This window comes from Xanthomonas sp. WHRI 6108 (genome assembly GCF_040202385.2).
GTDB lineage: Bacteria > Pseudomonadota > Gammaproteobacteria > Xanthomonadales > Xanthomonadaceae > Xanthomonas > Xanthomonas arboricola.
The window spans coordinates 1,578,896-1,605,208 of record NZ_CP168198.1 but is presented as its reverse complement, the minus strand read 5'-3'; the positions used below and the strand labels follow the sequence as shown (position 1 = coordinate 1,605,208).

Annotated in this window: 22 protein-coding genes; 21 read left to right on the top strand and 1 reads right to left on the bottom strand. The window is 66.8% G+C overall.

Annotated features, from left to right (window positions below):
* The first annotated feature begins 3 nt into the window (after positions 1-3).
* The 15 genes from ABQ039_RS06935 (at position 4) to bamA (ending at position 17,557) form a co-directional block, all read left to right on the top strand.
* The gene (locus tag ABQ039_RS06935) at positions 4-774 is read left to right on the top strand and encodes a molecular chaperone (RefSeq protein WP_184610954.1); all 771 of its coding nucleotides are present in this window, start codon (positions 4-6) and stop codon (positions 772-774) included.
* Positions 775-790: 16 nt separating this feature from the next.
* Positions 791-3,142 carry a fimbria/pilus outer membrane usher protein gene (locus ABQ039_RS06930; protein WP_184610955.1) on the top strand — a complete coding sequence of 784 codons (2,352 nt, stop codon included), beginning with the start codon at positions 791-793 and terminating at the stop codon, positions 3,140-3,142.
* Positions 3,139-4,173 carry a spore coat U domain-containing protein gene (locus ABQ039_RS06925; RefSeq protein WP_104577346.1) on the top strand — a complete coding sequence of 345 codons (1,035 nt, stop codon included), beginning with the start codon at positions 3,139-3,141 and terminating at the stop codon, positions 4,171-4,173. Before ABQ039_RS06930 ends, ABQ039_RS06925 begins: the two co-directional genes overlap by 4 nt.
* Positions 4,174-4,221: 48 nt before the next feature.
* Positions 4,222-4,554, top strand: coding sequence for a hypothetical protein (locus tag ABQ039_RS06920; protein WP_054591608.1), 333 nt, complete (start codon positions 4,222-4,224; stop codon positions 4,552-4,554).
* Between the two features lie 2 nt (positions 4,555-4,556).
* Entirely contained in the window at positions 4,557-5,264 is a 708-nt protein-coding gene (locus ABQ039_RS06915; protein ID WP_184610957.1) for a molecular chaperone, read from the top strand.
* A gap of 413 nt (positions 5,265-5,677) precedes the next feature.
* Complete coding sequence (rpsB, locus tag ABQ039_RS06910) at positions 5,678-6,499, top strand: 30S ribosomal protein S2 (RefSeq protein WP_026064294.1); 822 nt, start codon at positions 5,678-5,680, stop codon at positions 6,497-6,499.
* Positions 6,500-6,668: 169 nt separating this feature from the next.
* Entirely contained in the window at positions 6,669-7,547 is an 879-nt protein-coding gene (tsf, locus tag ABQ039_RS06905; RefSeq protein WP_016902389.1) for a translation elongation factor Ts, read from the top strand.
* 283 nt (positions 7,548-7,830) lie between these two features.
* Positions 7,831-9,354: a GGDEF domain-containing protein gene (locus tag ABQ039_RS06900; RefSeq protein WP_024940373.1), complete on the top strand. Its 1,524-nt coding sequence runs from the start codon at positions 7,831-7,833 to the stop codon at positions 9,352-9,354.
* A gap of 106 nt (positions 9,355-9,460) precedes the next feature.
* The gene (pyrH, locus tag ABQ039_RS06895; protein ID WP_024940374.1) at positions 9,461-10,183 is read left to right on the top strand and encodes a UMP kinase; all 723 of its coding nucleotides are present in this window, start codon (positions 9,461-9,463) and stop codon (positions 10,181-10,183) included.
* 197 nt (positions 10,184-10,380) lie between these two features.
* The gene (gene frr / locus ABQ039_RS06890) at positions 10,381-10,938 is read left to right on the top strand and encodes a ribosome recycling factor (protein WP_016902392.1); all 558 of its coding nucleotides are present in this window, start codon (positions 10,381-10,383) and stop codon (positions 10,936-10,938) included.
* A gap of 17 nt (positions 10,939-10,955) precedes the next feature.
* On the top strand, positions 10,956-11,717 hold the full coding sequence (uppS, locus tag ABQ039_RS06885; protein ID WP_065050119.1) for a polyprenyl diphosphate synthase: 762 nt from the start codon (positions 10,956-10,958) through the stop codon (positions 11,715-11,717).
* Complete coding sequence (locus tag ABQ039_RS06880; RefSeq protein ID WP_016902394.1) at positions 11,714-12,541, top strand: phosphatidate cytidylyltransferase; 828 nt, start codon at positions 11,714-11,716, stop codon at positions 12,539-12,541. The genes uppS and ABQ039_RS06880 overlap by 4 nt, the downstream gene beginning before the upstream one ends.
* Positions 12,542-12,543: 2 nt before the next feature.
* Positions 12,544-13,734, top strand: a complete 1,191-nt coding sequence (locus tag ABQ039_RS06875) for a 1-deoxy-D-xylulose-5-phosphate reductoisomerase (protein WP_184610959.1) — start codon at positions 12,544-12,546, stop codon at positions 13,732-13,734.
* Positions 13,735-13,760: 26 nt separating this feature from the next.
* Positions 13,761-15,107 (top strand): RIP metalloprotease RseP, encoded by a 1,347-nt coding sequence (gene rseP, locus ABQ039_RS06870; RefSeq protein WP_349778472.1) that lies wholly within the window; start codon positions 13,761-13,763, stop codon positions 15,105-15,107.
* A gap of 83 nt (positions 15,108-15,190) precedes the next feature.
* The gene (bamA, locus tag ABQ039_RS06865; protein ID WP_024940379.1) at positions 15,191-17,557 is read left to right on the top strand and encodes an outer membrane protein assembly factor BamA; all 2,367 of its coding nucleotides are present in this window, start codon (positions 15,191-15,193) and stop codon (positions 17,555-17,557) included.
* Positions 17,558-17,629: 72 nt separating this feature from the next.
* On the opposite strand, the gene ABQ039_RS06860 is transcribed toward bamA, so the two are convergent.
* Positions 17,630-17,824, bottom strand: a complete 195-nt coding sequence (locus ABQ039_RS06860) for a hypothetical protein (protein ID WP_046342163.1) — start codon at positions 17,822-17,824, stop codon at positions 17,630-17,632.
* Positions 17,825-17,952: 128 nt separating this feature from the next.
* On the opposite strand from ABQ039_RS06860, the gene lpxD reads away from it, so the two are divergent.
* The 6 genes from lpxD to dnaE all read left to right on the top strand — a co-directional run bounded on the left by lpxD (position 17,953) and on the right by dnaE (position 26,133).
* Positions 17,953-18,966 carry a UDP-3-O-(3-hydroxymyristoyl)glucosamine N-acyltransferase gene (lpxD, locus tag ABQ039_RS06855; RefSeq protein ID WP_046342162.1) on the top strand — a complete coding sequence of 338 codons (1,014 nt, stop codon included), beginning with the start codon at positions 17,953-17,955 and terminating at the stop codon, positions 18,964-18,966.
* Positions 18,963-19,424: a 3-hydroxyacyl-ACP dehydratase FabZ gene (gene fabZ, locus ABQ039_RS06850; RefSeq protein ID WP_016902400.1), complete on the top strand. Its 462-nt coding sequence runs from the start codon at positions 18,963-18,965 to the stop codon at positions 19,422-19,424. The genes lpxD and fabZ overlap by 4 nt, the downstream gene beginning before the upstream one ends.
* A 21-nt stretch (positions 19,425-19,445) precedes the next feature.
* Entirely contained in the window at positions 19,446-20,237 is a 792-nt protein-coding gene (gene lpxA / locus ABQ039_RS06845) for an acyl-ACP--UDP-N-acetylglucosamine O-acyltransferase (protein WP_024940381.1), read from the top strand.
* A 29-nt stretch (positions 20,238-20,266) separates the two neighbouring features.
* Entirely contained in the window at positions 20,267-21,538 is a 1,272-nt protein-coding gene (gene lpxB, locus ABQ039_RS06840; protein ID WP_184516737.1) for a lipid-A-disaccharide synthase, read from the top strand.
* Entirely contained in the window at positions 21,535-22,257 is a 723-nt protein-coding gene (locus ABQ039_RS06835; RefSeq protein ID WP_046342161.1) for a ribonuclease HII, read from the top strand. The genes lpxB and ABQ039_RS06835 overlap by 4 nt, the downstream gene beginning before the upstream one ends.
* A gap of 288 nt (positions 22,258-22,545) precedes the next feature.
* Positions 22,546-26,133 carry a DNA polymerase III subunit alpha gene (gene dnaE, locus ABQ039_RS06830; protein WP_102581025.1) on the top strand — a complete coding sequence of 1,196 codons (3,588 nt, stop codon included), beginning with the start codon at positions 22,546-22,548 and terminating at the stop codon, positions 26,131-26,133.
* Positions 26,134-26,313 lie beyond the last annotated feature (180 nt).

Below are 26,313 nucleotides of genomic sequence, written 5' to 3'. Positions count from 1 at the left end.
CGCATGCCATTGCACCACCGCCTGTCGTACCGGATGCCGGCCTGGCTGGTCACGGCCGGATTGAGCCTGATGCTGGCGCTTGGCAGCGGCGTGCCGTTGCATCCGGCCCATGCGGCCAGCCTGCAGCTGGCGCCGACCTCGCTGACGCTGAGCGCACAGCAGTCCGCCGACGGGCTCTGGCTGAGCAACAGCGGCAGCGCGCCCGTGCAGGTGCAGACCCGCGCCTATCGCTGGACCCAGCGTGACGGCAAGGATCAACTCGACCCCACCCAGGAACTGCTGGTCAGCCCGCCGATGCGCACGCTGGCCGCCGGCGAGCGCCAGCTGATTCGGGTGATTCGCGCCGGGCCCGCGCCGACCGGCGAGGAAGCCTGCTACCGCATCATCGTCGACGAATTGCCCAACGCCGATGCGGATCGCAAGGGCATGCAGTTCGTGTTGCGCTACTCGGTGCCGATCTTCCTGCTGCCGCCGGGCAAGACCGAATCCACCCCGACCCTGAGCACGCAGGTGATTGCCGGCAGCGACGGCAATGCGCAGATCCAGATCAGCAACACCGGCAATGGGCACGCCCAGGTCGCCGACCTGCAGCATCGGGTCGATGGCACGACCAGGACGGCATTGAACGGGCTGGTGGGTTATGTCCTGCCCGGCCAGACCATGCGCTGGTCGCTGGGGGCACCGCTGGCCCAGTTCGGCCGCGGCACCATCATCGCAAGGATCAATGGTGAGGCGGACGAACGCACCTTGTTGGCCGCGCCAGCAGCGCCGTGATGCGGGCCGGCTGGCGATGACGCTGCTTGCGACCGCCACCTGCCTGGCACATGCCGCCTCCGGCGATCTGGCCGACATGGCGCCACTGTCCGATCAGGCGCCGCAGAACGTGGCGGCCCTGCCGCAGACGCTGTACCTGGATGTCAGCCTCAACCAGGCCGACCGCGGCCTGGCACCGTTCGAACTGGTGGACGGCCACCTGCGCGGCTCGGTCGACACGCTGCGCAAGCTGGGCTTCCTCCTGGCCGACCGCCCCGCCAGCGAGCTGGTCGATCTGGATCGCCTGCCCGATGTGGAGGTGCGCTACGACGCTGCGCTGCAACGGCTTGCGTTGCAGGTGCCGCTGGCGCAGCTGTCGCTCTCCACCACGGTACTCAAGGCCGAACAGGTCGCACCGCCCAGCGCCACTGCCTCGCCGGGCATGCTGCTCAATTACGACTTCTATGCCACGCGCAATGCCGGGGCCAGCAGCGTGTCGCTGGCCACCGAAGTGCGCGGCTTCGGCATCGGCCGCGGCATGGTCGACACCACCGCGGTGTTCCTGGCCTACGACCGCCCGCAGGACCAGCGCTGGCGCAGCGAAGCGGTGCGCCTGGACAGCGCCTGGCAGATGGATTTCCCCGACAGCGCCACCAGCCTGACGGTCGGCGACTTCTACAGCGGCTTTGTCGACTGGAGCCGCTCGATCCGCCTGGGCGGGATACAGATCGGCCGCAATTACGCCCTGCAGCCGTACCGCGTGCTCACCCCCACACCAAGCTTCCTGGGCGAGGCGGTGGTGCCGTCGACGGTGGAGCTCTACGTCGACGGACTGCGCCAGTACAGCGGCCAGGTGCCGGCCGGCCCGTTTCAGCTGGCCGCGCAACCCGGCATCAGCGGCACCGGGCAGGCGCAGATCGTGGTGACCGATGCGTTCGGCCAGGTGCGCCGGTTGGACTTCGCGTTCTATGGCACGCCGCAACTGCTGGCGCGCGGCATTTCCGAGTGGTCGGCCGGCATCGGCCATCTGCGCCAGGACTACGGCGTGCGCTCGTTTTCCTACGAGTCGCGCACGGTCGCCAGCGCCACGCTGCGCAAGGGCCTGCGCGATGACTTCACCATCGAAGCGCATACCGAGGCCGGCGGCGGCGTGGTCAACGCCGGTGCCGGCGGCGTGTGGCTGCTCGGCGCAGGCGGCGTGGTCAACGCGGCCTACGCGCATAGCCGGATGGATGCGCTGCGCGGCGGGCAGTACGTGCTGGGGTATGCCTGGAACAACCGTCGTTTCAACTTCACCGCCGGCACCCAGCGCACCCACGGCGACTATCGCGACCTGGGCGCGCTGCAGGGCGCGTTGCCGGCGCGCATCAGCGACCGCGCGGTGTTCGGCGTCAACGTCAATCCGATCGGCTCGCTGGGCACCAGCTATGTGCGGCTGAGCTACCCACAAGGCGACACCTCGCGGTATGCGAGCCTGTTCTGGTCGCGCAGTTTCGGGCGCAACTGGGCGGCCAATCTGTCCGGCAACCAGAACCTGGATGTGCGCAGCGACCGTAGCCTGTACCTGTCGCTGTCGACCACGTTCGGCGAGTTGCGCCAGGCCAGCGCCTCGATGCAACGCAACGGCAACCGCACCGGATTCGTGGCCGATGTCAGCCAGCCGCTGCCCGGCGACGGCGACCTGGGCGGGATCGGTTGGCGCCTGCAGGGACGTGCCGGCGACGATGCCAACGGCGGCCTGGCCGAGCTGGGCTGGTTGAACCGCGTCGGCCGCTACAACCTCGGCGTCGCCAACCAGGATGGCGCCAACTTCGGCTATGCCAGCGCCAGCGGCAGCCTGGTGTGGATGAACGGCCGCGGCTTCGCCGCGCGCGATATCCAGGATGCCTTTGCGGTGGTCTCCACCGACGGCCAGCCCGGCATTCCGGTGCGGCTGGAGAATCGCCTGATCGGCGTCACCGATGCGCGCGGGATGCTGCTGGTCACCCCGCTGCAGTCATGGCAGCGCAACCAGTTGTCCATCGACACCCTGAACCTGCCGGCGGACCTGCGCGTGGACCGCGTCGATACCGCGGTGACACCGCGCCAGCAGTCCGGGGTGGCGGTGCGCTTCGGCATCACCCGGGTGCGCGCGGCCATGATCGTGCTGCACGACGCCCAGGGCGTGCCGTTGCCGGTCGGCAGCGTGGTGCAACGCGAGGGCAACGCCGAACGCGTGGTGGTCGGCTACGACGGCGAAACCTATCTGGACAATCTGCAGATCGACAACCGCATCCTGGTGGAGCTGCCGGATGGCCGCTGCAGTGCGCGCTTCACCTACCCGACCAACCCCGGCGGCATTCCGCGGGTCGGCCCGCTGCCCTGCGTTCTCGAGCAGCAAACCCCATGAGCCTGCCCGCACTGTGGCGCCTGGTCGTTGCGCTGGCGATCGCCACGTTGTGGCTTGCCCCCTGCCAGGGCGCGCACGCGGACACCACCTGCAGCGTCACCCTCGGCACCCCGCTGGCGTTCGGCAACGTGGCGGCCAACGGCACCACCGATGCGGTGGCAACGCTCAACGTCTCCTGCGCGACCGCAGCGCTCAGCGTGCTCGGCTATGCCCAGGTGAGCCTATGCCTGGACCTCGGGCCGGGCAGCGCCAGCAACGGGCTGTACGCGCCGCGCCGCATGCTCAACCCCACCAGCGACAGCCTGGACTTCCAGATCTACAGCGAGGCCACGCGGACCCAGGTCTGGGGCGCCACCGGGTCGACGACGCCCTCGCCGCGCCTGCTGACACTGTCCTACGGCGTTCCGGTGGTCACCGGCGGTTCGCAGACGGCCAGCATTACCCTGTACGGGCGCATTCCGGCCAACCAGACGCTGTCGGTCGGCAACCACAGCAGCAGCTTCGGCGGTGCCGACACCGTGCTGCGCTACTCCTACAACGAAAGCGTCATCGGTATGCCGCCGGCGCCGAGCAGTTGCACGGCCGGCGGCAGCGGTGCCAAGACCGCCAGCAACGCCTTTCCGTTCACGGCCTCAGCCAACGTGCCGGCACGCTGCAGTACCTACGTCACCACCGACCTGGATTTCGGCAGCATCGCCGGCACCATCGATACCGCCATCGACCGCACCTCCACCATCAGCCTGTCATGCACCAACCGCACTGCCTGGAATATCGGGCTGGGCGATGGCATCAATGCCACCGGCAACGTCCGGCGCATGCGCCACGCCAGCAGTGCCAACTACATCGCCTATGAACTGTATCGGGACGCCGGCCGCGGCAACCGCTGGGGCACCAGTATCGGCGTCGATACGCTCAGCGGCACCGGCAACGGAGTCGCGCAGACGGTGACCGTCTATGGCCGCGCGCCGGCACCGCAACAGCCCATCGCGGGTGCCTACAACGACACGGTGACCGTCTCCATCACTTACTGACAGTTAATAAAGTTCGCATTGGGGGCGTCGCTATTTGTTACGTCTCCAATGCAAACGATTGCCTTCATGACGCTGGTCACTTTGTTGAAGCGCCTGACGCTGGTCGCCCTCGTCTGCAGCGCGAGCTCTACCGCGGCCAACGCGGCCACCGCGCCTGGCCCGGAAAACTTCACCCTGCACATCGGCCTGCGCCTGCTCAGCGGCTGCGAACTGCGCACTGCGCCGCCGCGCGCCAGCTGCTCCAGGGGCACGCCGATGGCGATCGCCCCGCCGGCCGGCAGCGCCGACACCCCAGCCGCCGCCAGCACCGGGCAGGATGCCAGCGCACTTGCCGGGCCAACGCCTGCCGGCAGCGCGCCCATCACCACGATCGCGTTCTGACCATGGCCGCGTCCCGCTCCTGTTGCGGCCTGCTGGCACTGACACTCGCCGGCCTGGCCATCGGTGGCAGCGCCGTTGCCGCCGAGATCGCCATCGCCCCGACCACCGCCCGCATTCCCGCCGACAGCGACCAGACCACCGTCTGGCTCTACAACCAGGCGGCCCTGCCATGGCGCGCCGAAGCCAAGCTCTACCGCTGGCGCCAGGACGGCGACCGCGAACTGCTTGAACCGGCCACCGCCGCCACCGTCAGCCCGGCGCAATTCGAAATTCCTGCGCAAGGCCGGCAATTGCTGCGGGTGATCCGCCTGGGCCCCAGCCCGATGCAGAGCGAAGACAGCTACCGCCTGGTAGTGACCCAGCATGCCTCCGGTAGCGACACCGCACTGCTGCGTTATTCCACGCCGGTGTTCGCCCTGCCCAGCCAGCCCGGCGACCTGCGCCCGCTGCTGCAGGCCAGCCTGTCCGGCCAGGGCAGCGGCCGCGCGCTGAAGGTCCATAACGCCGGGCTCGGCCATGCCAGGCTGGCCGACCTGGCCTACATCGATGCCGGCGGCACCCGCCGCAGCATCCGCGACGACCTTGCCGGCTATGTGCTTCCCGGCCAGACCCGCCAATGGTCGCTGCCCGCCAACGTGGCCGCCGGCAATGGCCGCTTCGTGGCGCGGATCAACAGCGATATCGAAACGACGCTGGCGCTGGAGCCGTGAGCTCTGGGGATTGGGAATTCGGGATTGGGGATTCGCAAGTGCTGGCGCTTTGACCATCCTGGACCGACAGCGAACAACTGCCGCGACACACGGCCCGCCAATCACGAATCCCGAATCCCTATTCCCCAATCCCGATTCGCCAATTGCGCCCGCCCGCTCAGCCGGCTATACTCCGCCGGCTGTTTTGCGTCTCTTGCGCATTGCGTCGTTCACGTCGGACGTCACCGACGAATTCACACCTGCCGCCGCCATCCGTGCCGGGGTGCCTCGCAAGGGGTTCGTCACGGAGGCGACAGGGAAGCCCAACCCCGGAATCGTTTGTGCGCATCCTTTCGCAAGGGCCCGCACATCCATGTGCGGACTCTTCAAAGCCCAGTCCGCGCACGTAGATTCCGCTATCAGGAGTTACTTCAATGCCCCAAGTCACCATGCGTCAGATGCTGGAAGCCGGCGTCCATTTCGGTCACCAGACCCGCTACTGGAACCCCAAGATGGCGCCGTACATCTTCGGCGCGCGCGGCAAGATCCACATCATCAACCTCGAGAAGACCGTTCCGCTCTTCAATGACGCGATGAACTTCCTCTCCTCGATCGCGCAGAAGCGCGGCACCGTGCTGTTCCTGGGCACCAAGCGCAGCGCGCGCGAGTCCATCAAGGAAGAAGCCGAGCGTTGCGGCATGCCGTTCATGACCCAGCGCTGGCTGGGCGGCACGCTGACCAACTTCCGTACCGTCAAGCAGTCGGTTGCCCGCCTGAAGGAACTGGAGTCGGCCGAGACCGACGGCACCTTCGACAAGCTGGTCAAGCACGAAGTGCTGGGTCTGCGTCGCGAGCGCGAGAAGCTGGACGCCTCGCTGGGCGGCATCAAGGAAATGAACCGCCTGCCCGACGCGATCTTCGTGATCGACATCGGCCATGAAGACATCGCCATCAAGGAAGCCAAGAAGCTCGGCATCCCGGTGATCGCAGTGGTCGACACCAACTACGACCCGGCCCTGGTCGACTACGCCATCCCGGGCAACGACGACGCCATCCGTGCCGTGCAGCTGTATGCACGTGCCGCCGCCGACGCCGTGCTGGAAGGCAAGGCTGCTGCGCCGAACTCCGCTTCGGTCCGCGAAGAAGAGTTCTCGGCCGAATCCGCCGACGAAGGCAAGGGCCGTCGCGCTCCGGCCAAGAAGGGCGACAAGAAGGCTGACGCACCGGCCGACGCTGCCGCTCCGGCTGCCGAGTAATCGGCCTGCAATGCGGCCGCACCATGCTGTGCGGCCGCAGCCCCGACGGGCCCAGCGCGGCCCGTCGCCGAGGCCACTGAACATTTCTACGGGGGCGGCCGGCCTGGCTGCGCCGTCTCCTACTGGCGGAACCCTCCGCCGCACGCATTCGTCCATATGAGGTAATTCCATGGAAATCACTGCTTCCCTGGTCAAGGAACTGCGCGAGCGCACCGGCGCCGGCATGATGGAGTGCAAGAAGGCACTCGTCGAAAACGCAGGCGACATCGACGCCGCTGCCGAATGGCTGCGCAAGTCGGGTCTGGCCAAGGCCGACAAGAAGGCTGACCGCGTTGCCGCCGAAGGCCGCATCGCCACCGCACAGGCCGGCGGCAAGGCCGTGCTGGTCGAAGTCAACTCCGAAACCGACTTCGTCGCCAAGGACGAGAACTTCCTGGCCTTCACCGAGACCGTGGCCACCGCCGCGCTGAACTCGGATGCCGCCGATGCCGAAGCGCTCAAGAGCGTCAAGCTCGACAGCGGCGAGACCATCGAAGAGCGTCGCGCCGCAGTCATCGCCAAGGTCGGCGAGAACCTGCAGGTGCGTCGCCTGGTCCGCATCGACAGCGCCAACAACGTCGCGGCCTACGTGCACGGCGGCCGCATCGGCGTGCTGGTCGAGCTGAAGGGTGGCGACATCGAGCTGGCACGCGGCATCGCCATGCACATCGCCGCGATGAACCCGCCGCACGTCAAGGCCTCCGATGTCCCGGCCGAGTTCGTCGCCAAGGAAAAGGAAATCGAACTGGCCAAGATGTCCGAGAAGGACAAGGCCAAGCCGGCCGAGATCCTGGAAAAGATCATCAGCGGCAAGATCAGCAAGATCGTCAACGAAGTGACCCTGTACGGCCAGCCGTACGTGCTGAACACCGACCAGACCGTCGAGCAGGCCGTCAAGGCTGCCGGTGCCGAAGTGGTCGGCTTCCAGCGCCTGGCCGTTGGCGAGGGCATCGAGAAGGTGGTGGAAGACTACGCCGCCGAAGTGATGAAGCAGGCCGGCCTGGCTTGATCCTCGCCACTGCGTAGAGAAAGCCGCGGCCTGCCGCGGCTTTTTTTTTGGGCCCGACACTGTCGCGCAGGCCCATGAAAGCGCGAAGCTGAAGCGAACGCATCCGCCGGGCCCGCGACCGGCCTCAACTCTACAGATGTGGTGGCGGTTGCCGCTAGAACTGGATGCCGACCAGGCTTTTCCGCCCCTATCGCGCACGCGTTGCCGCGCGGCGACGGCGGAGCATGGCGTGCCCCATTAACGAGCGCAGCGGTATGCTTGCGCCCACCGTCGGCGATGACCCATGCAACCAGATCTACAGGCCGCCCTGCACTACTGCCGCAACCTGCCATCGCCCCCGGGTGTTGCGCTGCGCGTCATCGAGCTGGCGCAGGACCCCGACGTGGACATGACCACCACGGCCAACGTCATCGGCATGGACATGGCCCTGAGCGCGCGCATGCTGCGGGTTGCCAATTCGCCGCTGTACGCCAGCCGCCGCCGCATCGACAACCTCGGCCAGGCGCTGACCATGCTCGGCCTCAACGCGACCCTGAGCCTGGCACTGGGGTTTTCGATGGTGCATGGCGTGCGCAGCACCTTTACCGCGCATCCGCTGCATGAGCGCATCTGGCGCCGCGCCGGCCTGTGTGCGCTGGCCAGTCGCATCCTCGGCCAGGCCTACGGCATCCGCAAACCCGAAGAACTCATGCTGGCCGGCCTGTTGCAGGACATCGGCAAGCTCGCCCTGCTGCAGGGCGCGCCCGAGCTGTATGCACCACTGCTGGAACAGGCGCCCGACAACGCCGCGCTGATCGAGGCCGAACGCGCGCATCTGGGCGCCACCCATGCCGAAGTCGGCGCCTGGCTCGCGCATCAATGGCAACTGCCGCCGTACCTGCAGAACGCCATCGCGCAGAGCGAGGAAGAGCCCGCCAGCCTGGAGCCGTTCATGGCCTGTGTCGCGCTGTCCGGACGCCTGGCGGACATCTGGCTGTCGGCCAGTGCCGTGGCCGCCACCGAACACGCGCAGCGCCAGGCGCAAGACGTGCTGGAACTGGATGCCGAACGCTTCGAAAAGGTGATCGAACGCATCGCCGAGTCGCTGCCCGAACTGGAAGCCCTGTTCGACATCCGCGTGCCGCAGCCCGAGCACATCCAGATGATCTTCGAGCAGGCCCGCGAGCTGGCGATGCTGCGCAGCCTGCGCGAGCTGCAGGACGTGGCCGAAGCGCGCCGGCATGCCGACGAATCGGAAAACCGCATGCGCCATCTGGCCGAACAGGCCAGCCGCGATGCATTGACCGGCGTGTTCAATCGCCACCAGCTCGGCACCGCGCTCGCGCACGAGTTCGAGCTGGCATCGCGCCAGAACTGGCCGCTGTCGATCGCCTTCATCGATCTGGACGACTTCAAGCGCGTCAACGATGCGCATGGCCATCTGGTCGGCGACGAGGTGCTGCGCAACTTCGCGCAGACGCTGCAGCGCATGGTGCGCACCAGCGACCTGGTCGCCCGCTATGGCGGCGAGGAATTCCTAGTGATCCTGCCCAACACCGCGGCCGAGGCGGCGTTGATGGTGGTCGAGCGCATCCTGGCCGAGACCGCACGCACGCCGATGGCGCAACTGCAGGGCGGCCCGCTGCACATCACCTTCTCGGCGGGACTGGCCACCCACGGCGGTGGCGACCGGCAGTTCGAGAGCATCGAGCATCTGCTGCAGGCCGCCGACAGCACGCTGTATCGCTCCAAACATCGCGGCCGCAACCGCGTCACCGCCTACGATGCGACCGACATGCCGACGCCGCAACCTCCGCGCGCGCACTGAGCAACGCATCACGGCATCGCCAACTACCGAATTTTTACCACGCCCGGTGACAGGCTTCCGCTAGACTTGCCGGCGTTTGCCGATCCCCCACACCGAGGTCTCCCCCATGTCTGAACTTGCCTATCGCCGCATTCTTCTCAAACTTTCCGGGGAGGCGCTGATGGGGGACGGGGATTACGGCATCGATCCCAAGGTCATCAACCGCCTCGCCCATGAAGTGATCGAAGCCCAGCAGGCCGGCGCGCAGGTCGCGCTGGTGATCGGCGGCGGCAACATCTTCCGCGGCGCCGGCCTGGCCGCCAGCGGCATGGACCGCGTCACCGGCGACCACATGGGCATGCTGGCCACCGTGATCAACGCGCTGGCGATGCAGGACGCGCTGGAAAAGCTCGGCGCCAAGGTGCGCGTGATGAGCGCGATCAAGATCAACGATGTCTGCGAGGACTTCATCCGCCGGCGCGCGATCCGCCATCTGGAAAAGGGCCGCATCGCGATCTTCGCCGCCGGTACCGGCAACCCGTTCTTCACCACCGACTCGGGCGCGGCACTGCGCGCGATCGAGATCGGCGCCGACCTGCTGCTCAAGGCAACCAAGGTCGACGGCGTGTACGACAAGGACCCGAAGAAGCATTCTGACGCAGTGCGTTACGACAGCCTGACCTACGACCAGGTCATCCTGCAGGGCCTGGAAGTGATGGACACCGCCGCCTTCGCGCTGGCGCGCGACAGCGACCTGCCGCTGCGCATCTTCGGCATGAGCGAGCCCGGGGTGCTGCTGCGCATCCTGCATGGCGAGCAGATCGGCACGTTGGTGCAGGGTCGGAGTTGAGGCCGGGAGTGGGGAATCGGGATTCGGGAATCGCAAAGGCGCGGTCCCGGAGACTGCGCTGACGCCTGACCGATGGCGATGCCGGGCGTGGAGTGGCACCCCAGGTGAACCGGCTGCGCAGGACTCTGCCGGCCGGCAAGTCTCAAAACGCAGTCCCGGCTATAATCTCCGGATTCAGCTCCACACGGATTCCGGCGATGCTCAACCAGATCAAACAAGACGCGCAGACGCGCATGACCAAGAGCATCGATGCTCTGCGCCATTCCCTGACCACCGTGCGCACCGGCCGCGCCTCTCCGGCGCTGCTGGACGGCATCAAGGTCAAGGCCTACGGCACCGACACCCCCCTCAACCAGGTCGCCAGCATCAGCGTCTCCGAAGGCCGCTCGCTGGTCATCAGCCTGTTCGACAAGGGCATGATCAAGGACGTGGAAAAGGCGATCTACGCCTCGGATCTGGGCCTGACCCCGACCGTGGTCGGCACCGTGATCCGTCTGAACCTGCCGCCGCTGACCGAGGAGCGCCGGAAGGAGCTCAGCAAGGCCGTGCATGGCGAGGGCGAAGACAGCAAGGTGGCCATCCGCAACATCCGTCGCGATGCCAACCAGCAGGTCAAGGACCTGCTCAAGGACAAGGCGGTCACCGAGGACGAGGCACGCAGCGCCGAAGACGACATCCAGAAGCTCACCGACAAGGCCATCAAGGATGTGGATGAGGTCGTCAAGGCCAAGGAACAGGAACTGATGACGGTCTGATCGTGGCATCGCCTGCCATGCATCCAGCACCTTCCGCTGCCGCCGTGCCGCGCCACATTGCCATCATCATGGATGGCAACGGGCGTTGGGCGCAGCGTCGGCGGCGTCCGCGCATGATCGGTCATCGCGCCGGCGCACGTGCGGTCAATCGCACCATCGATTTCTGCCTGGAAAAAGGCGTCTCGGCGCTCACCCTGTTCGCGTTTTCCAGTGAAAACTGGGGCCGCCCGCAGGAGGAAGTCGATGCGCTGATGAAGCTGTTCCTGCATGCGCTCGATCGCGAGGTCGACGAACTGCAGCGGCGCGGCGTGCAGGTGCGCTTCATCGGCGATCGCAGCCGTTTCGCGGCGCCATTGCGCGAACGCATGGCCGCCGCCGAGCGCGTCACCGCCGCCAATGCGCGGCTGGTGCTGAGCATCGCCGCCAGCTATGGCGGCCGCCAGGACATTGCGCTGGCCGCGCGGGCATTGGCTGAAGAAGTGGCCGCCGGCCGCCTGCAACCGCAGCAGATCGACGAAGCGCTGCTGGCCAGCCGCGTCGCGTTGGCTGATCTGCCGGCGCCGGACCTGTTCATCCGCACTGGTGGCGACACCCGCATCAGCAATTTCCTGCTGTGGCAGCTGGCTTATACCGAACTGTGGTTCACCGAAACCCTGTGGCCGGAGTTCGATGCCGGCGTACTGCAGCAGGCACTGGATGACTATGCCGGGCGCGAACGTCGCTTCGGCCTGACCAGCGCCCAGATCGCCGACAAGGCGACGGAGAGCTCCTCCGCATGACCAAGACCCGCGTGATTGCCGCGCTGATCATGGCGCCGCTCGCCATCTGCGCGATCGTGCTGCTGCCCACGCAATGGCTGGCGGCGCTGGCGGCGATCCTGTTCCTGACCGGCCTGTGGGAGTGGCTCAAGCTCTCCGGCATCGACGACAGCCTGCCGCGCACCGTACTGCTGATGCTCAATCTGCTGCTGATGGTGCTGATGGTGTGGGCCTCGGCCGGCTCCATGGTGCTGTTCCAGATCGCCGCCCTGGTGGGGGTGGTCTGGTGGCTGCTGGCGTTGTTGTGGCTGCGCTTTTTCACCTTCGGTGCCGATCACGGCAACGGTCAGGCGCGCGCGCTCAAGCTCGCCGCCGGCACCCTGGCGGTCCTGCCGGCCTGGGCCGCGCTGGTGCTGCTGCACGCCAACCCGGACAAGGGCAACCTGTGGCTACTGACTGCGCTGACCATGGTGTGGGCGGCCGATTCGGGCGCCTATTTCGCCGGCCGCGCGTTCGGCAAGCACAAGCTGGCGCCGCGGGTCAGCCCCAACAAGACCATCGAAGGCCTGCTCGGCGGCATGGTCGCCGGCATCGTGGTCGCCTGCGCATTCGGCTGGCTGGCCGGGCTGACCCTGGCGCACGTGCCGCAGCTGGTGCTGGTCTCGGCGGTGGCGGTGCTGGCCTCGGTGCTGGGCGATCTGTTCGAGAGCCTGCTCAAGCGCCACGCCGGCGCCAAGGACTCGGGTGCGGTGATTCCGGGCCATGGCGGCGTGCTGGATCGTATCGACGGCGTGCTCGCCGCCCTGCCGGTGTTCGCACTCGGCAAGGAAATTCTCGGATTCTAGGCATGGCTGGCTCCCCTCTCCGTCAGGTCGCCGTGTTCGGCGCCACCGGCTCGATCGGTGCGTCGGCACTGGATGTGATCGCCCGTCATCCGCAGCGGCTGCGCGCCAGCGTGCTGTCGGCCGGCAGCAAGGTCGACGAGCTGCTGGCGCTCTGCGTCACCCATCGCCCTGCGCATGCGGTGATCGCCGACCCATCCCTGTATCCGGCACTGCGCGACGGTCTGCGCGCGGCCGGATTGGCCACCCAGGCGCACGCCGGCTCCGACGCCCTGGACGCGCTGGCCGCCAGCGATGCCTGCGACACCGTGGTCGCGGCGATCGTGGGAGCGGCCGGCCTGCCCTCCACGCTGGCCGCAGCCCGCGCCGGCAAGCGCCTGCTGCTGGCCAACAAGGAATCGCTGGTACTGGCCGGCGAGCTGCTGACCCGCACCGCGGCGGCGGCCGGCGCCGAGATCATCCCGATCGACAGCGAACACAGCGCGATCTTCCAGTGCCTGCGCTCCTGCGACGCCAGTCGCGGCGTGCGCCGGGTGATCCTGACCGCGTCCGGCGGGCCGTTCCGCGGCAGTGACCGCGCCGCGCTGAGCGCTGTCACCCCCGCGCAGGCTGTCGCCCATCCCAAATGGTCGATGGGGCCGAAGATCTCGGTGGATTCGGCGACGCTGATGAACAAGGGCCTGGAAGTGATCGAAGCGCATCACCTGTTCGGCCTGCCCGGTGCGCAGATCGACGTGCTGGTGCACCCGCAGAGCCTGGTGCACTCGCTGGTGGAATTCGTCGACGGTTCCACCCTGGCCCAGCTGGGCCTGCCGGACATGCGCACCACGCTGGCGGTCGGCCTGGCGTGGCCGGAGCGGGTCGAGTCCGGGGTTGCCGGGCTGGACCTGCTGACCCAGGGGCGGCTGGATTTCGAGGCGCCGGACACCGCCGCATTCCCATGCCTGCGCCTGGCCTGGGAGGCGCTGGAGGCCGGTGGAACCGCGCCTGCGGTCCTGAACGCGGCCAATGAAGTGGCTGTTTCAGCGTTTCTTCAGGGCCAGGTGGGTTTCCTAGCGATTCCCGCGTTGGTCGAACACACACTGACAACGCTCCCACGGCACAATGCCGACTCCCTCGACACCCTGCTTTCTGCCGATGCGCAAGCGCGGCAGATCACCGAACGCGCCCTCGCCCATCACCGCCTTCATGCCTGATCGATTTACGCAGACGAGTTGCATCCATGGGTGATTTCATCGGTTCGGTCTGGTGGATGATCGTCAGCCTGGGCGTGTTGGTGACCTTTCACGAATTCGGCCACTTCTGGGTTGCGCGCCGCTGCGGCGTCAAGGTGCTGCGCTTTTCGGTGGGCTTCGGCAAACCGTTGTGGATGCGGCGCGACCGTCACGGCACCGAGTTCGTGGTGGCGGCCATCCCGCTGGGCGGCTACGTCAGGATGCTCGACGAGCGCGAAGGCGACGTGCATCCGGCCGAGCAGGACCAGGCCTTCAATCGCAAGACGGTGTGGCAGCGCATCGCCATCGTGGCCGCCGGCCCGATCGCCAACCTGCTGCTGTGCATGGCGATGCTGTGGGCGATGTTCGTGGTCGGCAAACAGGATTACTCGGCCACCGTCGGCCGTGCCGATGGCCTGGCCGCCGAAGCCGGCCTGACCCCGGGCGAGCGCATCGTGCGCATCGATGGACGCGATGTCAGCAGCTGGAGCGATGCCAGCATGCAGCTCACCACCGCGGCCATGGACAAGCGCGATATCCGCGTACTGACCGCCACCGACGGCGCCGGCAACCGCGAGCACACGCTACGGCTGTCGCAGCTGCCGGCCGGCTTTGACGAGCGCCGCGTGGCCTCGCTGGCCGGCATCGGCTGGCAGTTCATGCTGCAGCCGCCGGTGGTGGGCCAGGTGGTCGCCGGCTCCGCGGCGCAGGGGCTGCTGCAGCCGGGCGACCGCATCGTGGCCATCGACGGCCAGCCGATCCGCTCGGCCGACGAGATTCCGGCCCAGCTGCAGGCACTGGGCGCGCAAGGCGGTACCGGCATGATCGAGGTCGCGCGCGGCGAAGACCGGCTGGCGCTGGAAATCGCCCCGCGCCGGTCGCCGAAGGGCCAGTGGCTGCTGGGCGTGGGATTTGCGGCAGCGCAGGCGCCGGCCTACGACAGCCGCCAGCAGTACGGCGTGTTCGCCGCGGTGCCGGCGGCGATCCGTGAAACCGGCCGGATGACCGCCGATTCGCTGGGCATGATGAAGCGCATGCTGACCGGCCAGGCCTCGGTCAAGAACATCTCCGGGCCGGTCACGATCGCGCGCGCGGCCAACGCCTCGGCCGAACGCGGGCTCGACTGGTTCCTGTATTTCTTGGGATTGCTGTCGCTCAGCCTGGCGATCATCAACCTGATGCCGATCCCGATCTTGGACGGTGGGCATCTGCTGTATTACCTTATCGAGTTGGTCAAGGGCAGCCCGATCAGCGAACGGGCCATGATTGCCGGGCAATATGTCGGCCTGGCGGTCCTGGCCGGGCTGATGGGACTGGCGTTCTACAACGACATCCTCGGCCTGGTTCCACGATGAAGCTGCTCCACTCTTTCCGCCTGTTGTCGTCGTCATACGTCGGCATCCAGCAACACCCGAAATCGACTCCAACCGGATGTGACATGACGCGTCTTCCCACTCGCCGCCTGCTTGCCCTCGCTCTTGCCGCCGGCCTCAGCCTGCCAGTTGTTGCCCTGGCCGCAGAGCCGTTCGTTGCCAGCGACATCCGCGTCGACGGCCTGCAGCGCATCGCCTCCGGCACCGTCTTCACCTATCTGCCGGTGAACCGCGGCGACACCGTGGACGATGCCAAGGTCGCCGACTCGATCCGTGCGCTGTACCGCACCGGCTTCTTCGAGGACGTGCAGCTGGATCGCCAGGGCAACATCCTGGTGATCACCGTGAAGGAGCGTCCGGCGATCAACAAGCTCACCGTGACTGGCAACAAGGACATCAAGTCCGAGGAGCTGCTCAAGGGCCTGGGCGACATCGGCCTGACCGAAGGCGGCACCTTCGATCGCCTGAGCCTGGACCGCGTGACCCAGGAACTGACCCGCCAGTACAACAACCGCGGCAAGTACAACGTCGAGATCACCCCGACGGTGAGCCCGCTGGACCGTAACCGCGTGGATGTGGCGATCGCCATCAAGGAAGGCAAGGCGGCCAAGATCCGCCACGTCAACCTGATCGGCACCGAAAAGTTCGCCAACGAGGACATCCTGGAGAACTGGGAGTCCAAGGAGCACAACTGGGCCTCGTGGTACCGCCGTGACGACCAGTACTCCAAGGAAAAGATGTCCGGCGACCTGGAGAAGCTCAACTCCTGGTACCTGGACCGCGGCTACGTGGACTTCAGCATCGACTCCACCCAGGTGTCGATCAGCCCCGACAAGCGCGACATGTTCGTCAGCGCCGGCGTCACCGAGGGCGAGCAGTACAAGATTTCCGAGATCAAGGTCACCGGCGACACCGTGCTGCCGCAGGCGGACATCGAGCGTCTGGTCATCCCCAAGGCCGGCGACATCTTCTCGCGTGCGCTGCTGGAGTACACCTCCGATGCGATCACCAACACGCTGAGCAACGTCGGTTACGCGTTCGCCAAGGTCAACCCGATCCCGACCCCAAACCGCGAGGACCGCACCGTTGCGGTGAACCTGCAGGTGGTGCCGGGCCCGCGCGTGACCGTGCGCCGCATCCTGTACAAAGGCAATAGCCGCACCTCCGATGAGGTGTTGCGCCGCGAAATGCGCCAGTTCGAAAATACCTGGTACTCGCAGGCGGCGATCGACCGTTCCAAGATCCGTCTGCAGCGCCTGGGCTACTTCGAGAGCGTGGACGTGGAAACGCCGGCGGTGCCGGGCAGCAACGACCAGGTCGACGTGGTCTACAACGTCAAGGAAACCACCTCCGGCAGCTTCGTGTTCGGCCTGGGTTATTCGCAGAGCTTCGGTGTGACCACCTCGGTGCAGTTGTCGCAGAACAACTTCCTGGGCGGCGGCAACCGGGTGGCTGTGGAAGCCTCGCGCAGCAGCTACCAGCAGCGCTACGCGTTCTCCTATACCAACCCGTTCTTTACCGACGACGGCGTGTCGCTGGGCTACAACCTGTCGTGGCGCTCGCTGGACTACTCGGACTTCAACACCGCGCAGTACAACAGCAAGAATGGCTCGGCGCAGGTGGTGTTCGGCGTGCCGATCACCGAGAACGACACCGTCTCGGCGATGGTCGGCATCGACAGCAACCAGATCAACACGTTCCAGGGCCAGACCCCGCAGGCGATCATCGACTACATCGATGCGGTCGGCACGCGCACCTTCCATGCCTGGCGCACCGAGCTGGGTTGGGCACGCGACACCCGCAACGACTTCTTCATGCCGACCCGCGGCATGTACCAGCGCGTCGGCCTGGAGACCACCCTGCCCGGCTCCACGGTCGAGTACTACAAGCTCAACTATCAGATTTCCAATTACTGGCCGATCATTCCGGCGATCGTGTTGAACACCCGCTTCGAGCTGGGCTATGGCGACAGCTACGGCAATGACAGCACGCGCGTGGTGACCGACGCCAATGGCGTGTCGCGCACCATCACCGCCACCGGCCTGCCGTTCTACGAGAACTTCTACGCCGGCGGTACCAATTCGGTACGCGGCTTCGAGGACAACACGCTGGGTCCGCGTTCGGAACGGACGGTGAACTATTCGCGCGGCCAGCCGCTGGGTGGTTCGTTCAAGACCGTCGGTTCGGTGGAAATGTATTTCCCGAAGCTGTTCGACAGCCCGTCGGCACGCGTATCGGCGTTCTTCGACTTCGGTAACGTCTACGACGGCGTAGACAACTTCAAGGCCAACGAGCTGCGTGCGTCCACCGGCGTGGCGCTGTTGTGGCGCGCACCGGTCGGCCCCATCTCGATCAGCTATGCGTTCCCGCTGAAGAAGGAAGACAACGACGAGATCGAACGTCTGCAGTTCACCTTCGGCGGCCAGTTCTAACAGCCAACGGCAACAAAAAAGGCGGCCCGCGCGTGCGGGCCGCCCGTGTATCGCAGGTGGGGTGTCGGCCGGTCAGAACCAGCTGTCGAACCAGGTGGACACGGTGTTGGACAGGCAGCTGGCGATGTCGCCGGCAGGCAGGCTGAGACACTGCAGCTGCTGCTCACCGATCGCCTTGCCCTGCTCGATATCGAAGGATTGGGCCGATGCACTCGCGACCGCGCCCATCATGACCAGACCACCAAGGATGGAAAGAACGGTTTTCATATGCTTGCTCCTGGATTCGCCGCTTGATTGCGACAGGACCCTAGATACGCAGGCTTTGTTGGGAACTGTTTAATGGTGTTTTTTCCCCGTTAAAGCGGCGCTCCCACATTTACAAGAGGTTCACCCCGATGCGCTTGACCGCCAGTGCAATTGCCGAACAATTTGGGTTGACCGTCGTTGGCGATGGCGCCGTCGAAGTCAGTGGCGTCGCCACCCTGGCGCATGCCGGCGCCGGGCAACTGAGCTTTTTGTCCAATCCGCGCTACCGGCCGCAACTGGGCCAGAGCCAGGCGGCCGTGGTGGTCCTGCGCGCCGACGATGCGGCGGATGCACGCGGCACCGCGCTGGTCGCCAAGGATCCCTATACCGCCTTTGCCAAGATCGCGGCCTTGTTCGACGTGGCGCCGGTGCGCGAACCGGGGATCCACCCTTCCGCGGTGATCGATCCCAGCGCACAGGTTTCGCCGAACGCCCACGTCGGCCCGTTCGTCAGCATCGGTGCGCGCAGCCGCGTGGGCGATGGCTGCGTGATCGGCACCGGCAGCATCATCGGCGAAGACTGCGTGGTCGAGGACGGCAGCGAGCTGCTCGCCCGCGTCACCCTGGTCACCCGGGTGCGCCTGGGCAAGCGCGTGCGTATCCATCCCGGTGCGGTGATCGGTGCCGACGGCTTCGGCCTGGCGATGGATGCCGGGCACTGGATCAAGGTCCCGCAACTGGGCGGCGTGGTGATCGGCGACGACTGCGAGATCGGCGCCAACACCTGCATCGACCGCGGTGCACTGGAAGACACCGTGCTGGAAGAAGACGTGCGCGTGGATAACCTGGTGCAGATCGCGCACAACTGCCACATCGGCGCGCATAGCGCCATCGCCGGCTGTACCGGGATCGCCGGCAGCGCCAAGATCGGTCGTTACTGCCTGCTCGGCGGGCATGTCGGCGTGGTCGGGCATCTGGAGATCTGCGACAAGGTGGTGATCACCGGCAAGTCGGTAGTGCGCAATTCCATCCATGAGCCGGGCGAGTATTCGTCCGGCACCCCTCTCACCGACAATCGCACGTGGCGCAAGAATGCCGCGCGCTTCAAACAACTCGATGTGCTGGCAAGGCGCATCCTGGCTGTGGGCAAGGAGAAAGAATGAGTCACCCCACTTACGAGCTGCCGATCGACGTCAACCAGATCCAGACGCTGATCCCGCACCGCTATCCGTTCCTGCTGATCGACCGGGTCATCGAGCTCGACCTGGATGCCAAGCGCATCGTCGGGCAGAAGAACGTCAGCATCAACGAGCCATTTTTTCAGGGCCATTTCCCCACCCGCCCGGTGATGCCCGGCGTGCTGATCATCGAGGCACTGGCGCAGGCCGGCGGCGTGATGACCCAGCTCGGCCTGGGGCGCGACGCGCTGTCCAAGCTGTTCTACATGGTCAAGGTCGACAACGCCCGCTTCAACAAGCAGGTGGTGCCGGGCGACGTGCTGATGCTGGAAGTGCAGATGAAGCGCCTGATCCGCAACATGGGATGCTATTACGGCGAGGCCAAGGTCAACGGCGAAGTCGTGGCCAGTGCCGAAGTCATGTGCGCCGGCGCCAAGGAATAACCGTTTTGGAGGTGAGACACGATGCGTGATCAAGCACCCTTGATTCATCCCACCGCCGTCATCGATCCGTCGGCGCAACTGGCCAGCGATGTGCGCGTGGGCGCGTTTTCACTGATCGGCGCCGATGTGCAGATCGATGCGGGCACCGAGGTGGGGCCGCATTGCTCGATCCACGGCCCGACCCGGATCGGCCGCAACAACCGCTTCATCGGCCACGCCGCGATCGGCGGCGAACCGCAGGACAAGAAGTACGCCGGTGAGCGCACCGAGCTGGTGATCGGCGACGGCAACGTGATCCGCGAATTCGTCACCATCAATCGCGGCACTGGCGGCGGTGGCGGCATCACCGTGGTCGGCGACGACAACTGGATGCTGGCCTACACCCACGTGGCGCACGACTGCCATGTCGGCAACCACTGCGTGTTCTCCAACAACACCACGCTGGCCGGCCATGTCACCGTGGGCGACTACGTGATCATCAGCGGCTTTGCCGGCGCGCATCAGTTCTGCCGGATCGGCGCGCACGCCTTCCTGGGCATGGGCGCGCTGACCAACGGCGACGTGCCGCCGTTCACCATGGTCGGCAGCGAATCGCTGGGCCGCCCGCGCGGCATCAACAGCGAAGGGCTCAAGCGGCGCGGCTTCGATGCCGAGCGCATCACTGCGATCAAGCGCGCCTACCGCACGCTATACGTCGCCGGCCTGCCGCTGGCCGAAGCCAAACTGCAACTGGCCGAACAGGCCAAGAGCAGCGAAGACGTGCGCGGACTACTCGAGTTCATCGAGGCGGCGGAAAGGCCGTTGTTGCGATGAAGGCCGGGATTCGGGATTCGGGATTGGGGATGCAAAGCGTCCACACCACACCGGGCGAAGTCGTGCACGACGCGCTGGCCAATCCCCAATCCCCAATCCCCAATCTCCGCTCTCCACGCATCGCGCTGATCGCCGGCGAAGCCTCCGGCGACATCCTGGGTGCGGGCCTGATCGAACAGCTGCGGCGCCGCTATCCGGGTGCTGAATTCGTCGGCATCGGTGGCGATGCAATGCGTGGTGCCGGCTGCCAGACCTGGTTCGATGCCAGCGAACTGGCGGTGATGGGGCTGACCGAAGTGCTGCAGCATCTGCCGCGGCTGTTGAAGCTGCGCCGCGCCTTCCGCGAGCGGGTGCTGGCGTGGAAGCCGGACGTGTTCATCGGCATCGACGCACCCGATTTCAATCTGTCGGTCGAGCGCTGGCTCAAGCAGCGCGGCGTGCGCACCGTGCATTACGTCAGCCCGTCGGTCTGGGCCTGGCGCGAGAAGCGTGCGGAAAAGATCGGCGCCAGCGCCGACCTGGTGCTGTGCCTGTTTCCGATGGAGCCGCCGATCTATGCCAGGCACGGCATCGATGCGCGCTTTGTCGGCCACCCGATGGCCGACGACATCGCCTACCAGGCCGATCGCGCAGCCGCACGCGCCAAGCTGGGCCTGTCCGCGTCCAGCACCGTGCTGGCGGTGTTGCCCGGCAGCCGGCATGGTGAAATCAGCAAGCTCGGCGATACCTTCTTCCAGGCCGCCTGGCTAGTGTCCGAGCACCTGCCCAACCTGCACGTGCTAGTTCCCGCGGCCAACCCCGGCTGCAAGCAGCTGCTGGCCGAACAATTATCGCGGTCGTCGCTTCCGGTGCTGCGTTCGCACCTGCTCGATGGCCAGGCGCGCACCGCGATGCTGGCCGCCGATGTGGTGCTGCTGGCGTCGGGCACCGCGACGCTGGAGGCGATGCTGGTCAAGCGCCCGATGGTGGTCGGCTACAAGGTCGCCCCGCTCACCTACCGTATCGTCAAGACGCTGGGCCTGCTCAAGGTCAACCGCTACGCGCTGCCCAACATCCTGGCCAACGACGATCTCGCCCCCGAGCTGATGCAGGACGACTGCACCCCGGAACGGCTGTGCGTGGCCCTGCTGGACTGGTTCAAGCACCCGGAAAAGGTCGCCGCCCTGCAACCGCGCTATCTCGCCCTGCACGCCGAACTGCGCCGCGACGCATCGGCACGCGCGGCCGATGCGGTGGCTGGGCTGCTGGAGGGCTGGGATTCGGGAGTGGGGATTGGGGATTCGGCAGGAGCAAAAGCGTGAAGATCATCGCTGCGGGCGCTCAAGCCGAGGCGCGCCAGTCGCCCTTGTTCGGCCAATCCCAAATCCCGAATGCCGAATCCCGGCGTTTGATCGCCGGTGTCGACGAAGCGGGCCGCGGCCCGCTTGCCGGGCCGGTGGCGGTGGCGGCGGTGGTGTTCGACCCGAGCAAGCCGCGCATCAACGGGCTGGACGATTCCAAGCAGCTGAGCGCGCAGCGGCGCGAGCAGTTGTATGCGCGCATCGTCGAGCGGGCGCTGGCGTGGTCGGTGGTGCTGATCGACAGCGAGGAGATCGACCGCATCAACATCTACCAGGCGACCATGCTCGGCATGCGGCGTGCGGTGGAGGGCGTGGCGCATGTGGCCGGTTTTGCGCGCATCGACGGCAACCGGGTGCCCAAGGGCCTGCCCTGCCCGGCCGAGGCCTTGATCGGCGGCGATGCGCTCGATCGCGCCATCATGGCCGCCTCGATCGTGGCCAAGGTCACCCGCGACCGCCTGATGCACGCCCTGCACGCCCAGCACCCGGAATACCGCTTCGACCAGCACAAGGGCTACGCCACGCCGGTGCATCTGGCCGCGCTGCGCAGCCACGGACCCTGCCCGCAGCACCGCCGCAGCTTCGCCCCGGTGCGGCGTGCGTTGGGCATCGAGGCGGCGCAGTCGCCGTGGGACGTGCCTTGCGCGGCCCCGGCCGATGACCTGCTGCTGGCCGACTGACCGACCGCCCTCCGGGCGAACCTGAAACGGTAATGGCGTCCTCCTTCACTTGGCGTGCATGCTGCCGCTGCGGCCATGGCCTGGAGCGTCGTGTCCCGCACACGCAGCCCCGCACGCCTGCCGATCCGCGCAATCGCCACCGTCGCGCTGCGCGCAGCTAGCCAAAGCCTGAATCGGCCGCACCGCCCAGCCCCCGTGGCAGCTGGCCGCGGCCCTGCGCCGGCGCTGTCAAGCCTTGTTCGACCCGACCACGCTCGCTACCCTGACCACGCATTATTCCGGTCTCGCATGTCCACTTCCCGCTTCGTCCATCTGCACGTCCACACCGAGTTCTCGCTGGCGGATTCCACCATCCGTGTGCCCGAGAAACCGGATCAGGCTGACCCGAAAAAGGCCAAGCAGGCCAACCTGCTGAGCCGCGCGGTCGAACTCGACATGCCCGCGCTGGCGGTCACCGACCTCAACAACCTGTTCGCGCTGGTCAAGTTCTACAAGGCCGCCGAAGGCGTGGGCATCAAGCCGATCGCCGGCGCCGACGTGATGATCGCCACCCCAGACATGACGCCCTGGCGCATGACCCTGCTGTGCCGCGACCGCGAAGGCTACCTGAGCCTGTCGCGCCTGCTGACCCGCGCCTGGATGGAAGGCCACCGCCCCGAAGGCGGCGTGGCGATCCACCCGGAGTGGCTGCAGAGCGGCCACGCCAACCTGTTCGCCCTGGCCGGGCGCGACAGCCTGGCCGGGCGCCTGTTCGGCGAAGGCCGCGCCGACCTGGCCGAGCAGCAGCTGGCCGACTGGCAGCGCGTGTTCGGCGATGGTCTGCATCTGGAACTGACCCGCACCGGGCGCGAGGGCGAGGAACGCTTCAACCAGTTCGCGCTGCATGCGGCCGGCGTGCGCGGTCTGCCGGTGGTGGCCAGCAACGATGTGCGCTTCCTGTACGCCAGCGACTTCAATGCCCACGAGGCGCGGGTGTGCATTTCCTCCGGCCGCGTGCTCGACGATCCCAAACGTCCGCGCGAGTACAGCGACCAGCAGTACCTGAAGTCCGGCGACGAAATGGCCGCGCTGTTCGCCGACGTGCCCGACGCGATCGACAACACGCTGGCGCTGGCGCAGCGCTGCAACATCGAGATGCGCCTGGGCACCTACTTCCTGCCCGCCTACCCGGTGCCGGAAGACGAGACGCTGGACAGCTGGATCCGCAGCCAGTCGCGCGCGGGCCTGGCCGCACGCCTGGAAAAGAACCCGATCGCGCCCGGCAAGACCCGCCAGGACTATGTCGACCGGCTGGAATTCGAGCTGGACACCATCATCAAGATGGGCTTCCCCGGCTACTTCCTGATCGTGGCCGACTTCATCCAGTGGGGCAAGAACCAGGGCATTCCGATCGGCCCGGGCCGCGGTTCCGGTGCCGGCTCGCTGGTGGCCTGGGCGCTGCAGATCACCGATCTGGATCCGCTGCCGTACAACCTGCTGTTCGAGCGCTTCCTCAACCCGGAACGCGTGTCGATGCCCGACTTCGACATCGACTTCTGCATGGATCGCCGCGACGAGGTGATCGACTACGTGGCGCGCAAGTACGGCCGCGACCGGGTCAGCCAGATCATCACCTACGGCACCATGGCGGCCAAGGCGGTGGTGCGCGACGCCGGGCGCGTGCTCGGCTTCAGCTACGGTCTGGTCGACAGCGTCGCCAAGCTGATCCCCAACATCCTGGGCATCACGCTCAAGGATGCGATGGGCGAAGGCAAGGACTCGGAGATGGCCTCGCCGGACCTGATCCAGCGCTACCAGGTCGAGGACGACGTGCGCGATCTGATGGATCTGGCCCGTCAGCTCGAGGACCTCACCCGCAACGCCGGCAAGCACGCCGGCGGCGTGGTGATCGCGCCCGAGCCGCTCTCCGAGTTCTGCCCGCTGTTCGCCGAACACGACCAGGACGGACGCGGCAAGAACCAGGTCACCCAGTTCGACAAGGACGACGTCGAAGCGGTCGGCCTGGTCAAGTTCGACTTCCTCGGCCTGCGCACGCTGACCATCATCGATTGGGCGGTCAAGGCGATCAACGTGCGCCACGCACGCGCCGGCATCGACCCGGTCGACATCAGCGCCATTCCGCTCGACGATGCCCCCACCTACAAGGGCGTATTCGCCTCGGGCAATACCGGCGCGGTGTTCCAGTTCGAATCCTCGGGCATGCGCCGCCTGCTCAAGGACGCGCGCCCGGACCGTTTCGAAGACCTGATCGCGCTGGTGTCGCTGTACCGCCCCGGCCCGATGGACCTGATCCCGGACTTCAACGCGCGCAAGCACGGCCAGCAGGAGATCGTCTACCCGGATCCGCGCACCGAAGTCATCCTCAAGGACACCTACGGCATCATGGTGTACCAGGAGCAGGTGATGCAGATGGCGCAGATCGTCGGCGATTATTCGCTGGGCGGCGCCGACCTGCTGCGCCGCGCGATGGGCAAGAAGGTGCCGGCCGAAATGGCCAAGCACCGCGAGATCTTCCGCGAAGGCGCGGCCAAGGGCGGAGTGAGCGCGGCCAAGGCCGACGAAATCTTCGACCTGATGGAGAAGTTCGCCGGCTACGGCTTCAACAAGTCGCACGCCGCCGCCTACGCGCTGGTCAGCTACCAGACCGCCTGGCTGAAACGGCATTACCCGGCCGAATTCATGGCCGCGACGCTGTCCTCGGACATGGACAACACCGACAAGGTGGTGGGCTTTCTCGATGAGGTGCGCAACCTCGGCCTGACCGTCAAGCCGCCGCGCGTCAACGAGTCGGCCTACATGTTCGAGGCCGCCAGCCCGGACACCATCCAGTACGGCCTAGGCGCGATCAAGGGTGTCGGCCAGGGCGCCTGCGAGGCGATCGTCGAAGAACGCCAGCGCGGCGGCCCCTACACCACCTTGCTGGATTTCTGCACGCGCGTGGGCACCGCCAAGCTCAACCGGCGCACGCTGGAAGCGATGATCAACGCCGGCGCGATGGACGGGCTGGGCAAGAACCGCGCCTCGCTGATGCTGCAGCTGCCGGAAGTGGTCAAGGCCACCGAGCAGTTGGCGCGCGAACGCGCCTCGGGCCAGAACTCGCTGTTCGGCGGGCCGGACCCGAGCGCGCCGGCGCTGCGTCTGGACCTTCCCGAAAGCAAGGAATGGCCGCTGGGCCAGTTGCTCACCGGCGAGCGCGAAACGCTGGGCTTCTATCTCAGCGGTCACCCGTTCGACCCGCACCGCGACGAAGTGCGCGAGCTGGTCGGCTGCGACCTGGGCGCGCTGGAGAAGATCCTCGCCTCGCAACAACGCGGCGGTGGCGGCGGTGGCGATGGCGAAAAGCGCGCCTGGCGCCCGGAAGTCAGCGCGATCCTGGCCGGCCAGGTGATCGGCGTGCGGCGCAAGGGCGACAGCCAGGTGTTCGTGCAGCTCGAAGACGGCCGTGGCCGGGTCGAATGCAGCGCGTTCTCCGATGCGATGGCCGAGTTCGGGCATCTGCTCACTCGCGACCGCATCCTGATCGTCAAGGGCGGCCTGCGCGAGGACGAATTCAACGGCGGCTACAGCCTGCGCATCCGCCAATGCTGGGACTACGAGCAGATCTGCGCCGACCACGCACAACGCCTGTCGCTGCGCCTGGACCTGCGCGAGAAACAGGCCTGGAAGCGCATCGACGCGCTGCTGGCCAAGCACCGCCCCGGCAAGACGCCTCTGCGCCTGGACTTGCTGCTGCGCGCCCCGACCGGCGGCGTGGCCGGCATGCTCGACCTCAACGGCAGCCACTCGGTGCGGATCGATCAGCAGCTGATGGACAGCCTGCGCGCCGACCCCGCGGTGCGGACCTTGAAGATCAAGTACAGCCCTCCGTGGGCTTGAGGGGCGGGGATTGGGCATTCGGGATTCGGGGTTGGCAACAGCAACCCGGACGCAGCAGCGCCGCTGTTGCCAATCCCGAATCCCCACTCCCGAATCCCTGTCGTGCATCCGAACGGCCCCGTACGGGTCGAAGGCAGCGCTTCGGCTACACTCCCCGCCTTACGTCGACGACACCACTGC